The sequence below is a fragment of the Nitrosomonas sp. genome, from assembly GCF_024282095.1.
In the GTDB taxonomy this organism is placed as follows: Bacteria; Pseudomonadota; Gammaproteobacteria; order Burkholderiales; family Nitrosomonadaceae; genus Nitrosomonas.
In genome coordinates this window covers 52,724-66,719 of record NZ_JAMWZS010000012.1, presented here as the reverse complement: position 1 = coordinate 66,719, position 13,996 = coordinate 52,724, and the positions used below count along the sequence as shown (strand labels likewise).

The following is a 13,996-nucleotide window of genomic DNA, read 5'->3' as shown; positions in this document are numbered from 1 at the left end:
CAGTCTCGACGGCAGCAATGGTTTCCGCGTGGATGGGGTGGCGGAGAATGATTATTCGGGTGTTCGGTCAGCAGTGCGGGGGATGTTAACGGCGACGGATTTGCTGATGTGATTATCGACAACTATGTTGTGTTTGGTAAAGCTTCTGGATTTGATTCAACGCTGGATTTATCAGTCTGCATGGTAATACAGGCTTTCATGTGCTTGGCGGCGTGCGTTCCGTCAGTAATGCGGGAGACATTAATGGCGATGGCTTTGATGATGTGATTGTCGGTGGTGATAGCTATTACACTGGTAATGCCGGTTATGTGGTGTTTGGTAAGGCATTAGTTTAACGTGCTTCGCTGGATATTTATCCAGCTGGATGGAGCAACGCTTTTACTCCCCCGACGGGAGTTCTGGTTGGTTCGGCTTCTTTTTCAGTGCAGCAGGTGGTGATGTCAACGGCGTTTGATGTGATTGCGGTGGTGTTATGATGAGGTGTCAGCTACGTGGTGCTCGGTAGCTTCGGGGTTTAGCGCCCGGGTGGATGGTGACTTCAATTTGGTCCGAAGTGTATGGTGATAATATTGGCGCTTCGGTCAGTGGTGCAGGCGACGTCAACGGCGATGGTTTTGATGATGTGATTGTCGGTGCATCTGGTGCCGACCGGAACGGTGATAACTCCGGCTCCAGTTATGTAGTGTTTGGCAAGGCTTCGGGTTTTAGCGCCACGCTGAATTTAACCAGCATCGATGGCAGCGTCAGATGGCTTTCCGCCTGGATGGGACGGCATTTTCAGATGGCTCGGGCTATTCTGTCAGCAATGCCGGTGATGTTAACGGCGATGGTTTTGATGATGTGATTATCGGGGCTCAAGGGACCGACCCCAACGGCGAGAACTCCGGTTCCAGTTATGTGGTGTTTGGCGAGGCTTCGGGTTTTAGTGCCGCGATGGATTTGTCCAGCCTCGATGGCAGCAATGGTTACCGGCTGGATGGGGTCAGCGGCTGGTGATACTTCGGTTTTGAATCGGTCAGTAATGGCCGGAGATGTCAACGGCGACGGTTTTGACGATGTGATTGTCGGAGCCCAAGATGCCGACCCGAACGGTGATTATCCGGCGCCAGTTACGTAGTGTTTGGCCAGGCTGGGCGGTTTTTCAAAGGTGCCACGGTGAATCTCATTCCAGTCTCTGATGGCAGCACTGGCTTCCGCCTGGATGGCGGGGCGGCAGATGATCGCTCGGGCTATTTTCAGTCAGCACCGCTGGTGACATCAATGGTGACAATTTTGATGATTTGATTGTAGGTGCGCCTCGGTGCTGATCCGAATGGAACTTCTTCCGGCGCCAGCTACGTAGTATTTGGCCAGGCTTTTAACGCCACACTGAATTTACAGGTACCCGAGCCAGCCTCGATGGCAATGGTGGCAACGGTTTGGCGCCTGGATATATTTCAAGGTGGTGCCGGCGGCATTTGATGGCTCGGGGTAGGCGGTACCGGTTTTGATACTTTGGGATTGCGGGCGGTGTCAGGCGATGTCAACGGCGACGGGCTTGACGATGTGATTATATTCGATGCTTTCGGTGCCAATTTGGATGGTAGCGAACGGCAACTACGCTGCGGCACCAGTTACGTAGTGTCGTGTTGGCTGGCCAGGCTTCCGGTTTTAAGCGCCACGCTGAATCTCAGCCAGCCTCGATGGCAGCAATGGTTTTCCGCCTGGATGGGGCGGCGGCAGGTGATTTCTCTGAGCTGGTCGTTCAGTCAGTGCCGGGGATGTCAATGGCGACGGTTTTGACGATGTGATTATTGGTAAGGCGGTTTGATGCTCCCAATGCTGATCCGAACGGTGATTCTTCAGGATCCAGCTATATTAACGGTGATGGCTTTGTTTGGCCAGGCTTCCGGTTTTAGCGCCACGCTGTTTGGCAATCCGGTTTTGACGCCAGCCAGCCTCGGTGGCAGGCTTTCGTCTGGAATGGTTTCCGCCTGGATGGGGCGACGGCAGGTGATCAAGGCTTCCGGTTTTGATGCTCGGGCTTATCGGTCAGTCAGCAATGCCGGGGATGTGAATGGCGATGGTTTTGATGATTTGATTGTCGGTGCTCCCTCGGTGCTGAACCGAAAGGTGATTCTTCCATTAATTTCGGCTCCAGCTATGTCATTTTTGGCAAAAGCGACTTTGGTGGCGGCAATGTGATTGAAGGCACACCCGGGAATGACAACCTCAGAGGTACCTCGGCAGCGGAAATCTTTGAAGCCGGTGATGGCAATGATTCGATGATTGGCCGCGGTGGGGCGGATGTGTTTCATGGGGATGTCGGCAATGACAATATCCGGGTAGCCGATCTTGGTTTCACATCTGTCGATGGCGGCGTGGGCAATGATGTGCTGCATCTTGATGGCAGTGGCCTGGATCTGAACCTGGCCGATTTTGAAGATAGAATCAGTGGCATTGAAACCATTTGTATATATGGCAGAGGCGATAATACGCTGACTTTAACCGCAGCAGATCTGCTCAACCTGTCGGATACCAGCAATACCCTGAAAGTCCATGGCAATGCCGGAGATCGGATTGTTCTTGACGGCAATTGGGTGGATGGCGGCGGTTGTGGTTTTTATCACATGTATACCCAAGATGATGTGGTATTGTTGGTTGGCATGAATTTGGCGACGGATTTTGCTTAATCTGGTAGTTCGGTAGGTTGGGGTGAGCTTGGCGAATCCCAACATTACAATCCGGTAAACCTGTTGGGGTTTACAGGTTGACCCCAACCTACACATTGTACTTGGAATAGCGCATGCGAGTTATTCAGAAGCTCCTCAATTACAAAAACTGTTGGTTGTCTGAAGGGTATTTCCGGCGTAATATTCGCCTGCTATCCTACGAAATGACATGATAAGCACTTCTTTTTAATCAAGCCTTCGGCTGTGCCGGAGGTAATTTAACTTGTCGCCGTACTGAGGGAGGCAGATCAATGGCAAAAGATACCAGTAAACTGGATAAAGTCGTTCTTGAAGCGCGTCGGAATGCAGAAAAACGCGCCCAAGGGTATCGGGAACAGGCGCTCAAATTGTTTCCGTGGGTGTGTGGCGGCTGTGCACGCACGTTTGATCACAAAAATCTACAACTACTGGAAGTGCATCACAAAAACAGTAATCACGATGATAATCCGCCCGATGGCAGTAATTGGGAACTACTCTGTACTTATTGCCATGAGCATGAACATTCCAAGCTGAAGGATGCCATGGGGCGTGTTGAGGGTGGGAAAACTGAAACGATTGCTACGTTCAATCCGTTTGCGGATCTTAAGGATAGATTAAAAAATAAACTGTAATTGCGTAACCACCCATAACCGGATGCCTTGGTAAGAAAATTAAACTGCGCATTAATGGCGTAAAAACTCGACTGACTCAACATGAAAACGCCCAATTGCAAATTGCCGGACCCTGTTACGCTTTATAAACGCAGTGCTGGTGAGCAAATTCCCGGGTATGTGCGAGAAGCGGGTGATTTGTTGGCATTGGGTGACACTAAATTGTGCATCGATCACCTCAACAAGGCTGACACGAAGCATGTTGAATCGCCTTGGGGTTGGATCGTCGCCGCAACGGCGCATTGCCAGCTTGGCAATTTTAAAACCGCAATTGGCGTTGCGACGCGAGGTCTGCAATATGCCGGAGAAAATTCATATCTGTTGGATTGCCTGGGTGTGGCGCATGCCGGTTTGGGTGACTTGAACAATGCCAAGGTTTTTTTTCAGAAAGCGGTGCAAGTAAACGCCAAGAACGCTAACAGTATCATTAACCTTGCTAACATTCATCTGCAACATAATGCAATTGATTTGGCATTCGATGTGCTGGATCACGGTCTGGCTGCTAATCCTGATGATGCTGAAATCAGGTACCTGTATATCCAGTTGCATCCCATATGGATGCTGCCGATTGAAAATGAAAGATTGCGAATAAGAGCTCGTACGCCGCTTGATCATCAGTTTGTGACGGATTGCTACGCCAACGAATCTTTTATGAGTAACTATAATCGTTATGTGGCAGGCTCGCTCCGGCAATCCAAATCGCAACAGAACACTCACCATCCCGATCGTTTGGCTGTGTATAAAAATAAAAGCATTCAATGGGTCATTGAAAAAAATGATCCATTGAATCCGGGAGAAATTCAATATACACCGATAGGTCTCGCCTCATTGGCGGAAATTCATTTAATACATCGCCGCGCAGAAATTTTGATCGGTTTTCCCGATGCAACAAAATTCAATGGCACTCGCATTCCCTTGACGGCAATGCTGATGATATTGGATTTTGCATTTAATCGGATCGGATTCAATAAACTGGTCAGTATTGTTTATGCCGATAATGTCTATGCGCAAAGATCCACGCTGGCACTTGGTTTCAAGCAGGAAGGCTTGTTAAAAAATCATCTTTTTGATCGCAAGCTAAATCGCTGGATAAGTGTTTATCAAAATGCCATGTTAATTGAAGAATTTGGAGAGAATACCCAGCTTGCGAAACTCTCCAAAAAACTGCTGGGGTACGAATCGCACCCCAATCAGTTGAATCTTTTTCGCAAGCTTAATTTTTAAAGGGCTGCATTATGATAATCAACGGCACATCAGGTAATGATAAATTGTTTGGAACTTCTAAAGATGATTCCCTCTATGGTTTATTGGGTGATGATGAGCTCCACGGGGATGGGGGTAATGATTTGTTGGAGGGTGGAGAAGGTAATGATGCGCTTGATGGTGGCAGTAATAGTTTTGGTAAAGGTGGCGATACTGCCAGCTATGCAAAAGCGACAGATGCGGTTATTGTAGATCTTGTTGCTGGAACAGCAATTGGGGGAGCCGGCGATGATACCTTAACCAATGTTGAGAATATCATCGGCAGCGCATTTTCGGATGCTTTAATCGGTGATGACTTTAACGCCAATGAATTGTACGGTGGTAAAGGTGATGACACTTTGGCGGGCGGTGATGGTGATGACATATTGACTGGCGGGCTTGGCAATGATTTTTTGGATGGTGGTAAAGGTGGTGGTGATATTGCCAGCTATTCAGATGCAGCAGGTGCAGTGACTGTCAACCTCGTGACTGGAATTGCAACGGGAGGTGCCGGAAAGGATGTCTTGCTTAACGTTGAAAGTGCCACTGGTAGTTCATACGCGGATACTATAACAGGGGATGGCGGCTGGAATGTTCTGGATGGCGGCGCAGGCAATGATTCACTTAACGGCGCTGGAGGGGGGGATACGCTCCATGGTGGTTCCGGGGATGATAGTCTCAGTGGCGGAGATAGTGACGACTGGTTGGATGGAGGCGACGGCAACGATGTGCTCAATGGTGGTGCCGGGGCGAATGATACTGCTGATTATTCGAATGCGACCAGTGGCGTTAATGTCAATCTGTTAGCTGGGGTTGCGACGGGCGGCTTTGGAAATGATACTTTGCTCAGTGTTGAGAATGTTAACGGTAGCTTTGGCGCAAGTAATACGCTAACAGGCAATGCAGGCTCGAATCAGCTAACAGGTGGATTTGATAAGGATACGCTATCGGGCGGTGCCGGCGATGACACGCTGTGGGGCAATGATGGTGACGATACGCTCAATGGCGGTGCAGGGGCCGATAGTATGAATGGTGGATGGGGTAATGACAGCTATGTGGTTGATAATGTAGATGATGTCATTACAGAATTTTCCTTTGAGGGCCTTGATAAGGTCAGCAGTAGCGTGACGTATACGTTATCGGCTGAAGTGGAAAATCTCACGCTGACAGGTGCATCAGCAACCAATGGTACCGGTAATGGCAAAGCTAATGTTATTGTTGGAAACTCTGCTGCCAATCAGTTAAACGGCAAGGCCGGCAATGATACGCTGGATGGTGGTAGCGGCAATAATGTACTCACCGGTGGGACAGGTAGCGATATCTTTAAATTCACTACCACAGGACATGCCGACAAGATTACTGACTATAACGTAGCGGATGACACCATCCAGTTGGAAAATGGGGTATTTACTGCATTAACCGCAACCGGTACATTGGCTGCCGGTCGATTCGTGGTTGGTACGCAAGCGCTAGATAGCAATGATTTCGTTATTTACAACGATGTGACGGGTTCGTTGTTATATGACGCAGATGGCAACGGTGCAGGTGCCGCAGTAGTCATTGCCGGTGTCAGTGCTGGGTTGGCCATGACCAATGCGGATATCGTGGTGATTTAACGGCTGTTAATCAGCATGGCAGGTCACTATGATTATTGACCTGATCCTTTAAAGCAATAGTAGTTTAGCCGGAGAATTATTGTCCAATCGTTGCACAATAGTTCTCCGGCAATATTTTGTGTGTCAGTAGAAGAAAAAAGAAGAATTACTTTTGTTTTTTCTGATCATGCAATCCTGGAAATCTTAATCAGTAAAGTCAAACGAAAGAAAAGACCAAATCCTGCACGTTTGGGATGGGATGTTGGTATTTTCAGAGAACAATGTATCGACTGCCTCGAAAATGTTTTTTAACAGTCTGTTAGATTCCTTCATTACGCAGTCGCTGCTAAGCCGGTACAATACCAATCAGCGGGCGTAATCTGATCGTCCGATTGCTACGATTTAAACATGCCAACCCTATCATTAGATTCTTCTCAATTACGTACTACCATCGATCCGGATTCCCTGGGATTCACTGATACTTCGGAACTGCTGCAACAACCTTTGTCATGGATTGGGCAGGAGCGGGCGGAAGTGGCGGTGCGCTTTGGTTTGGGTATGACGCAACCCGATTACCATTTATTTGTGCTGGGAGAGGTTGGATCGGGTCGATCCTCATTGTTACAGCAGGCGTTGATTGCTGCAGCGGCGGATAGATCAACACCGCACGATTTGTGTTATCTATACAATTTTATTGCACCTGAAAAGCCGCTGGCTTTGCATTTGCCTGCCGGGCAAGGGCGTTTGTTGCGGCAATCTTTGTTGCAATTGGCTAAATCATTGCCGGTGGAAATCGCACAATGTTTGAACGGGCAGGATTTTAAGATCAAAAGCGATCGCATTGAGAAAAAATGCAGAACTGAAGCCACAAAAATGTATGCCAAGTTGGACAAAATTGCTGTATCGCTGCATTTCACCATTCATCGTGAGAACGAACAGATTATTTTTACGATGCTGGATGCAGCAGGAGAAATCCTGACGGAAGAAAATTTATTGAAGCTGCCCAGGAACCGTAGAATTGAAATAGAGCGGGCAGAGCAGCAGCTTCATGAAGCGATTATTCATTATTTTGAAGCATTTAACGAAATAGACAAAGAAAAGAGTACAGCGCTGGCAGCATTGCAGCGGCGTACCGTGCAACCGTTATTGAGTCTTGCCGTGAAGAAGATTCAGGATGGCTTGCAAAAACAATCAAGAAACAACTCCCGATTAAAGACGTATTTTGAACAGATCACAGCAGATATCCTCGATAATCTGCATCTGTTTGAAGCCGGCACTAACGACGAAGAAAAGCGCCAATCGGCATTGAGTCAGATTTTCTCCCGTTATCAAATCAACCTTGTGGTGGACAATGCCGACGTGCGGGGGGCACCCGTCATTGTCGAGGATAATCCGTCGTCTTATGCGCTATTTGGTAGCATTGATTATCAGTTTGAGAGCGGCAAACTGAAAACTGATTTCATGCATATTCGCGCCGGCAGTTTGCTGAAAGCGCATGGTGGTTTTCTCATGTTGTACTTGAGTGATTTGCTGACGGATAGCGAATTATGGCTAAAACTGCGACGATTCTTGCGCAGTAAGCGGCTGCAAATTGAAGAACCCGGTTCGACGTTGACATCGAATGCACCTGTCGCACTTGAACCCGAGGCAGTGGAAGTGAACGTCAAGATTATTCTGATCGGAGCACGCGAAGAATATTATGATCTGCAGGAGATTGATCCTGAATTTATGCGGCGCTTCCGCGTAAAAGTCGACTTCGCTGAGAGCTTTCTTGCCAGTGCGAAAACTTACCATGCATCGGCCATTTTTGTCGCGCATGCTTGCGATATAGCAAAATTGCCGCACTTTTCCGCGGCGGCGGTGGCGCGTTTATTAGAAGAATCGCATCGTGAAGTGGAAGATCAAAAACGCCAGAGCGCGATTTTTGCGCGTACCGAGATGCTGGTGTTGGAGAGTGCCGCATTGTGTACCGCACGCCGTGGGCGTACGGTGGCCGTGGCGGATATCGATGCCGCGCTGCGGGCACGCACGCACCGTCACAACTACCCGGATTTAAGTGTGCAGGAGTTCATTATCGACGGCGAAATCTCCATTGCAGTTCAGGGTGAGAAAGTAGGACAGATCAATGCACTGACGCAAATCGATTTAGGCGACTATCGTTTCGGCACGCCGGTGCGGGTTAGTGCGCGCACCTTTGCTGGTGAGGATGGGGTACTGAATATTGCGCGTGAAGTGGATATGACCGGGCCGATTCATGATAAGGGCGTGTTGATATTGCAAAATTATCTCGCTGCATTGTTTGCGCATATCGCACCGCTGGCGCTCAGTGCATCGATTGTTTTTGAGCAGGAATATACCAGTATCGAAGGGGATTCGGCTTCCTGTGCCGAGTTTTATGTGCTGTTGTCATCGCTGACGGAATTACCGCTGAATCAAAGTATCGCGGTAACAGGTGCATTGAATCAACATGGCGAAGTGCTGCCGATTGGTGGCATCAATGACAAGATTGAAGGCTATTTCACGCTGTGCGAGAAAATTGGGTTAACCGGCGAACAGGGTGTGCTGATTCCGCATGCCAACCGGCAGCACTTGATGCTGGATAACAAAATCATTGCAGCCGTCGAAAAAGGTCTGTTTGCGATTTACACCATGCAGCATGTTACCCAAGGACTGGAATTGCTGACTGGATTGCCAGCGGGAGTCCTGGACTCAGGCCGAACGGTCGGTTACCCATCCGAAACTGTGCTGGGAGATGCGCAGAGAATGCTGGTGGCTTTCCGTCGTGCCTGTCAATTGATGCATCACCCTAGAACAGAACATAGGCGACTGCCATCGCGTTCAGAGAAATGATCTTCGTACATGATGTCGCAACTGGATGATTGGTTACTTTTAGAGTACAGGTAGGCACAGTATGAATGCTGCTTCGGAAATGAGCGCTCAGCAACAACGTTACCGAGACGTGCGCAAAGTGACGCTGGTTGGATCAGTGTTGGATCTTATGCTGGGTGTTACCAAGATCGTGGTGGGGTGGTTTGCCAATTCGCAAGCGCTGATTGCCGACGGTATTCATTCCTTGTCAGACTTGTTGACTGATTTTATGGTGCTGTATGCCGCCAAACACTCGCACAGGGCAGCCGATGAAGCGCATCCCTATGGGCATGGCCGGATTGAAACGCTGGCAACGGTCAGTCTGGGAGTTGTGTTGGTCATCGTCGCCATCGGCATCGCGACGAGCGCGATCCAACGGCTCAATGATCCGCATGTATTATTGGATTTCAGCATATTGGCGCTACTGGTTGCACTGGTGTCCGTGGTGTCCAAAGAGTGGATTTATCATTATACGATGGCGGCTGCGCGGCGGTTGCGCTCGGATATGCTGACGGCCAATGCCTGGCACAGCCGCTCCGATGCTTTTTCGTCGATTGTGGTGCTGATCGGCATCGCCGGCGTCATGTTGGGTTATCCTTACCTCGATGCGATCGCCGCAGTGGTGGTAGCTGCGATGATCGCCAAGATCGGTTTTGATTTGGTGCGTTCCAGTACGCGGGAATTGATCGATACCGCGCTGGATCCTGAAACAGTCAATGCGATTCGAGAACATATTTATGCCGTGAATGGCGTACGCTCAATTCATACGCTCAGATCCCGCAAGAGTGCAGGGGATGCTTTTGTTGATGTGCATATCCAGGTCGATCCTCGTTTAAGCGTATCGGAAGGCCATCAGATCGGCGATGCCGTGCGGCGGCGCTTGATGAAACACGTGGATGAGGTAACGGATGTGACGGTTCACATCGATCCGGAAAACGATGAAACCGGTTCATCCTGCAACGAACTGCCTGCGCGTGATAAAGTCATCGATGAATTAAAACAGCGCTGGCTGCAATTGCCGACGGCGGCAATTGAAACTGTGACGCTGCATTATCTGTCCGGTGAAATCGATGTGGAACTGGACTTGCCGATCGAAATTCTGCAGGACACCAATGAGGCAAAGCACCTGGTGCTGGAACTTAAAAAAGCTGTTGCATCGTTGATTTATATTCGTGAAGTGCAGGTGCGGTTTAGGGCTTGATTTGCACACAACGAATTCTGTGAAGGGATCATCCCTGAAGACCTGTTTTTCAGGGATGATTGTCTAGGTTATTGCCCGATTCAACTTAAATCACCACAAAATCCACATTGGTCAAGGCCAAACCGGCGCTCAATGTAGCAATTTGCACTGCCGCACCCGCGCCGCTTGCATCCGCGTCGTACAGCAATGCACCTGTTACGTTGTTGTACACAACGAAATCATTGGCATCCAGCGCTTGTGTGCCGACTTTGAGTTGACCTACCGCTAATGTGCCCGGAGTGGTTAACGCGGTAAATACAGCATTTTCTAACTGAATGGTGTCATCAGCCACGATAAAATCAGTAATCGCATCAATGTGACCTGCGCTAGTCAGTTTGAAGGTATCTTGGCCTATTCCGCCAGTGAGCGTGTTGTTGCCGGTGCCACCGTCGAGTGTGTCATTACCGCCAGCGCCATTCAATTGATTGGCTGCTGAATTGCCTACCAAGTTGTTGACTGATCCATTACCACTTCCATTGATCGCTGATGCACCGGTGAGGATTAAATTCTCTACATTGTTTGGCAAAGTAAAGGTCGCGCTGCTACTGACTTTATCGGTACCTTCATTGAGATTCTCAGTGACGATATCACCGGCGTTATCGACGACATAATTATCATTGCCGAGACCGCCTATCATAGTGTCGGTATCTGCATTGCCGTTAAGCGTGTCATTGCCTAAACCGCCGTTTAACTGGTTGACTGCCAAATTGCCAATTAATATATTGTTTAGATCATTACCTACTCCATTGACATCCGATATACCGGTTAGCGTGAGATTTTCTACATTCACTGGCAAATTGAAACTGATACTGCTTTTGACGATATCTGTGCCTTCACTTAGGTTTTCGAAAATGGAGACGCCACCATTATCGACAATATAGGTATCATCACCTAAACGCCCTATCAGCGAATCATTACCACCTTTGCCGTTGAAGACGTCATTTAATGCAGTGCCGTAAAGAGAATTATTGTTGAAGCTGCCCGTAAAAGTAAGACCGCCGGCGAGGGAAGTGGCGGCAGCGGCACCTAATTTCAGTGATTCAACTTTAGCGCCGAGCAAATGATCAATCAGTCTGATTGAGCCAAAGCCATCGGCAACGATATAAAGATCATCATTACCGTCCCCAACCAAGCGAATAGAAGAAGCAGGAATATCGTTCAGAATACGCACCGTATCGTTAAGCCCACCAACGATTTCCTCTATGATTGTGTCGTCGCCAAAGAAACCTGAGAAGTCGTAGGAATCATTGCCGAGTCGGCCGGTGAGGAAATCGTTACCTTCTTTGCCATTAATGACGTCATTAAAGGCAGTACCGTAGAGTGAGTTGGGATTGATACTTCCAGTAAAAGTGAGGCCGCCAGTAAGAGAAGTGGCGGCAGCGGCGCCTAATTTCAGTGATTCAACTTTAGCGCCGAGCAAATGATCAACCAGTCTGATTGAGCCAAAGCCATCGGCAACGATATAAAGATCATCATTGCCGTCCCCAACCAAGCGAATAGAAGAAGCAGGAATATCGCTCAGAATACGTATCGTATCGTTAAGCCCACCGGCTGTATCTTCTGAGATGGTATCATCACCAAAAACATCTGAGAAGTCGTAGGAATCATTGCCGAGTCGGCCGGTGAGAAAATCGTTACCTTCTTTGCCATTAATGACATCATTAAAGGCAGTGCCGTAGAGTGAGTCGGGATTGATGCTTCCAGTAAAAGTGAGGCCGCCAGTAAGAGAAGTGACGGCAGCGGCGCCTAATTTCAGTGATTCAACTTTAGCGCCGAGCAAATGATCAACCAGTCTGATTGAGCCAAAGCCATCGGCAACGATATAGAGATCATCATTGCCGTCCCCAACCAAGCGAATAGAAGAAGCAGGAATATCGCTCAGAATACGTACCGTGTCGTTAAGCCCACCAACGACTGCTTCTGTGATGATGTCATCGCCAAAGAAACCTGAGAAATCATAAAAATCATTGCCGAGATCACCAATAAGCGAATCATTGCCACCTTTTCCATTGATCGTATCATCGCCGCTTGTTCCATTCAGCGTGTTGTTAAAATCATCCCCATTGATTATTGCCATTTTTTTTGTTCTCCGTAATAAGAGTAAGTATTATTACCCACTCGGCGCGTATGGTAGCTTGCTGAATAATTCAAAGTCAATGTAAATAATCATATAAAATAATAAGATAGATGATGAACTTCAGTCCGGGAATTGGATGTTTAGATATCTGTTAGTAGAAGGTGGAAGCAATGAGAAAAATTTTATATCAGCGATAACTGAATCAGGTTTTCCTGCCAGTCCATCAACTGAACAACTGTGATTGTGTATATAATTGCACAATCCCGTTTTTTAATGAAAAAACCAGCCTATGGTAGGTTTTGAATCTTTTTATCTTCGTAAATCTTTTTCACCATGCGTCCAATATTAAAATCCAGCAAGCTCACCAATGTGTGTTATGACATTCGCGGTCCGGTGATGGAGCGTGCCAAGCAGATGGAAGAAGAAGGGCATCATATTATCAAGTTGAATATCGGCAATCCGGCGACGTTCGGGTTTGATGTGCCGGAGGAGATCCTGCAGGATGTCATTCGCAATTTGTCGGATGCTTCCGGCTATTGCGATTCCAAAGGGCTGTTTGCGGCGCGCAAAGCGATCATGCATTACACGCAGGAAAAGCAGATCAAGAATGTGCAGCTGGATGATATTTTTATCGGCAATGGCGTATCCGAGCTGGTGGTTTTGACGATGCAGGCGCTGTTGGATAATGGCGATGAGGTGCTGATTCCGATGCCGGACTATCCGTTGTGGACGGCTGCGGTGGTGCTTTCCGGTGGTATGGCGCGACATTATGTGTGTGACGAAGCATCCGGCTGGCTGCCGGATCTGGATGATATTCGCGCCAAAATCGATTCCAGAACACGCGCCATTGTCATCATTAATCCGAATAATCCGACGGGTGCGTTGTATCCGAAGGAATTATTGCTCGAGATCATTGAAATTGCGCGCCAGCATCAATTGATTATTTATGCCGACGAGATTTACGACAAGATTCTGTATGGGGATGCGACGCATACGTCGATTGCTTCATTGGCCGATGACGTGTTGTTTGTGACGTTTAATGGGCTATCCAAAAATTACCGCGCAGCGGGTTTTCGCTCGGGTTGGGCGGTGGTTTCCGGTGAAAAGAGTCATGCCCGTGACTACATTGCCGGGTTGAATATGCTTGCTTCGATGCGATTATGCGCCAATGTGCCGTCGCAATTCGGCATTCAGACAGCACTGGGCGGTTATCAGAGCATTTATGATTTGACGCTGCCAACCGGCCGGTTGATGCGTCAGCGCGATGTCGCTTGGAAAATGCTGACGGATATTCCCGGTGTCAGCTGTTTTAAACCGCAGGCGGCGCTGTATTTGTTTCCGCGCCTGGATCCCGAGGTGTATCCGATTGAGAATGATCAACAGTTTGTACTGGATCTTCTGTTGGAAGAAAAAGTCTTGTTGGTGCAAGGCAGTGGCTTTAACTGGCGCAATCCAGATCATTTTCGCGTGGTGTTTCTGCCCAATGTCGACGATTTGACTGAAGCAGTCGGTCGCATTGCACATTTTCTGCAGCGCTACCGCAGACGTCATGGAACTGATTCAGCATCGTATTAGCTATTTATTTCTCGTCTTCCGGCCCCTATAATCCGGTA

Annotated in this window: 16 protein-coding genes and 1 pseudogene; 16 read left to right on the top strand and 1 reads right to left on the bottom strand. The window is 48.4% G+C overall.

The window, feature by feature from the left end:
* Positions 1-200 precede the first annotated feature (200 nt).
* The 15 genes and pseudogenes from Q0K92_RS05540 to Q0K92_RS05475 all read left to right on the top strand — a co-directional run bounded on the left by Q0K92_RS05540 (position 201) and on the right by Q0K92_RS05475 (position 10,267).
* The gene (locus tag Q0K92_RS05540) at positions 201-335 is read left to right on the top strand and encodes a hypothetical protein (RefSeq protein WP_297324809.1); all 135 of its coding nucleotides are present in this window, start codon (positions 201-203) and stop codon (positions 333-335) included.
* Between the two features lie 197 nt (positions 336-532).
* Complete coding sequence (locus tag Q0K92_RS05535; RefSeq protein WP_297324808.1) at positions 533-844, top strand: integrin alpha; 312 nt, start codon at positions 533-535, stop codon at positions 842-844.
* Positions 748-996 (top strand): integrin alpha, encoded by a 249-nt coding sequence (locus Q0K92_RS05530; protein WP_297324807.1) that lies wholly within the window; start codon positions 748-750, stop codon positions 994-996. Before Q0K92_RS05535 ends, Q0K92_RS05530 begins: the two co-directional genes overlap by 97 nt.
* Complete coding sequence (locus Q0K92_RS05525; RefSeq protein WP_297324806.1) at positions 953-1,117, top strand: FG-GAP repeat protein; 165 nt, start codon at positions 953-955, stop codon at positions 1,115-1,117. The genes Q0K92_RS05530 and Q0K92_RS05525 overlap by 44 nt, the downstream gene beginning before the upstream one ends.
* Positions 1,118-1,256: 139 nt before the next feature.
* Entirely contained in the window at positions 1,257-1,307 is a 51-nt protein-coding gene (locus Q0K92_RS05520; RefSeq protein ID WP_297324812.1) for a hypothetical protein, read from the top strand.
* A complete protein-coding gene (locus Q0K92_RS05515; RefSeq protein WP_297324805.1) occupies positions 1,291-1,461 on the top strand; it encodes a hypothetical protein in 171 nt (56 codons plus the stop codon). The genes Q0K92_RS05520 and Q0K92_RS05515 overlap by 17 nt, the downstream gene beginning before the upstream one ends.
* Before the next feature lie 33 nt (positions 1,462-1,494).
* Positions 1,495-1,782, top strand: coding sequence for an FG-GAP repeat protein (locus Q0K92_RS05510; protein ID WP_297324804.1), 288 nt, complete (start codon positions 1,495-1,497; stop codon positions 1,780-1,782).
* Positions 1,763-1,810: pseudogene (locus Q0K92_RS13065) on the top strand (hypothetical protein); the annotation flags it as partial. The gene Q0K92_RS05510 and the pseudogene Q0K92_RS13065, both read left to right, overlap by 20 nt.
* The gene (locus Q0K92_RS05505; protein ID WP_297324803.1) at positions 1,810-2,184 is read left to right on the top strand and encodes an integrin alpha; all 375 of its coding nucleotides are present in this window, start codon (positions 1,810-1,812) and stop codon (positions 2,182-2,184) included. The pseudogene Q0K92_RS13065 and the gene Q0K92_RS05505, both read left to right, overlap by 1 nt.
* Complete coding sequence (locus Q0K92_RS05500; RefSeq protein WP_297324802.1) at positions 2,181-2,672, top strand: hypothetical protein; 492 nt, start codon at positions 2,181-2,183, stop codon at positions 2,670-2,672. The genes Q0K92_RS05505 and Q0K92_RS05500 overlap by 4 nt, the downstream gene beginning before the upstream one ends.
* A 290-nt stretch (positions 2,673-2,962) precedes the next feature.
* Complete coding sequence (locus tag Q0K92_RS05495; protein WP_297324801.1) at positions 2,963-3,322, top strand: YajD family HNH nuclease; 360 nt, start codon at positions 2,963-2,965, stop codon at positions 3,320-3,322.
* A gap of 81 nt (positions 3,323-3,403) precedes the next feature.
* The gene (locus Q0K92_RS05490) at positions 3,404-4,585 is read left to right on the top strand and encodes a GNAT family N-acetyltransferase (RefSeq protein WP_297324800.1); all 1,182 of its coding nucleotides are present in this window, start codon (positions 3,404-3,406) and stop codon (positions 4,583-4,585) included.
* A gap of 11 nt (positions 4,586-4,596) precedes the next feature.
* Positions 4,597-6,219 carry a calcium-binding protein gene (locus tag Q0K92_RS05485; RefSeq protein ID WP_297324799.1) on the top strand — a complete coding sequence of 541 codons (1,623 nt, stop codon included), beginning with the start codon at positions 4,597-4,599 and terminating at the stop codon, positions 6,217-6,219.
* Positions 6,220-6,606: 387 nt separating this feature from the next.
* Entirely contained in the window at positions 6,607-9,048 is a 2,442-nt protein-coding gene (locus Q0K92_RS05480) for an ATP-binding protein (RefSeq protein WP_297324798.1), read from the top strand.
* Positions 9,049-9,109: 61 nt separating this feature from the next.
* Positions 9,110-10,267 (top strand): cation diffusion facilitator family transporter, encoded by a 1,158-nt coding sequence (locus Q0K92_RS05475; protein WP_297324797.1) that lies wholly within the window; start codon positions 9,110-9,112, stop codon positions 10,265-10,267.
* Between the two features lie 85 nt (positions 10,268-10,352).
* Here the strand turns inward: Q0K92_RS05475 and Q0K92_RS05470 are convergent, their stop codons facing one another.
* Positions 10,353-12,383, bottom strand: a complete 2,031-nt coding sequence (locus tag Q0K92_RS05470; protein ID WP_297324796.1) for a hypothetical protein — start codon at positions 12,381-12,383, stop codon at positions 10,353-10,355.
* Between the two features lie 333 nt (positions 12,384-12,716).
* Between Q0K92_RS05470 and Q0K92_RS05465 the strand changes: the two genes are divergently transcribed.
* Positions 12,717-13,958 carry a pyridoxal phosphate-dependent aminotransferase gene (locus Q0K92_RS05465; RefSeq protein WP_297324795.1) on the top strand — a complete coding sequence of 414 codons (1,242 nt, stop codon included), beginning with the start codon at positions 12,717-12,719 and terminating at the stop codon, positions 13,956-13,958.
* Positions 13,959-13,996 lie beyond the last annotated feature (38 nt).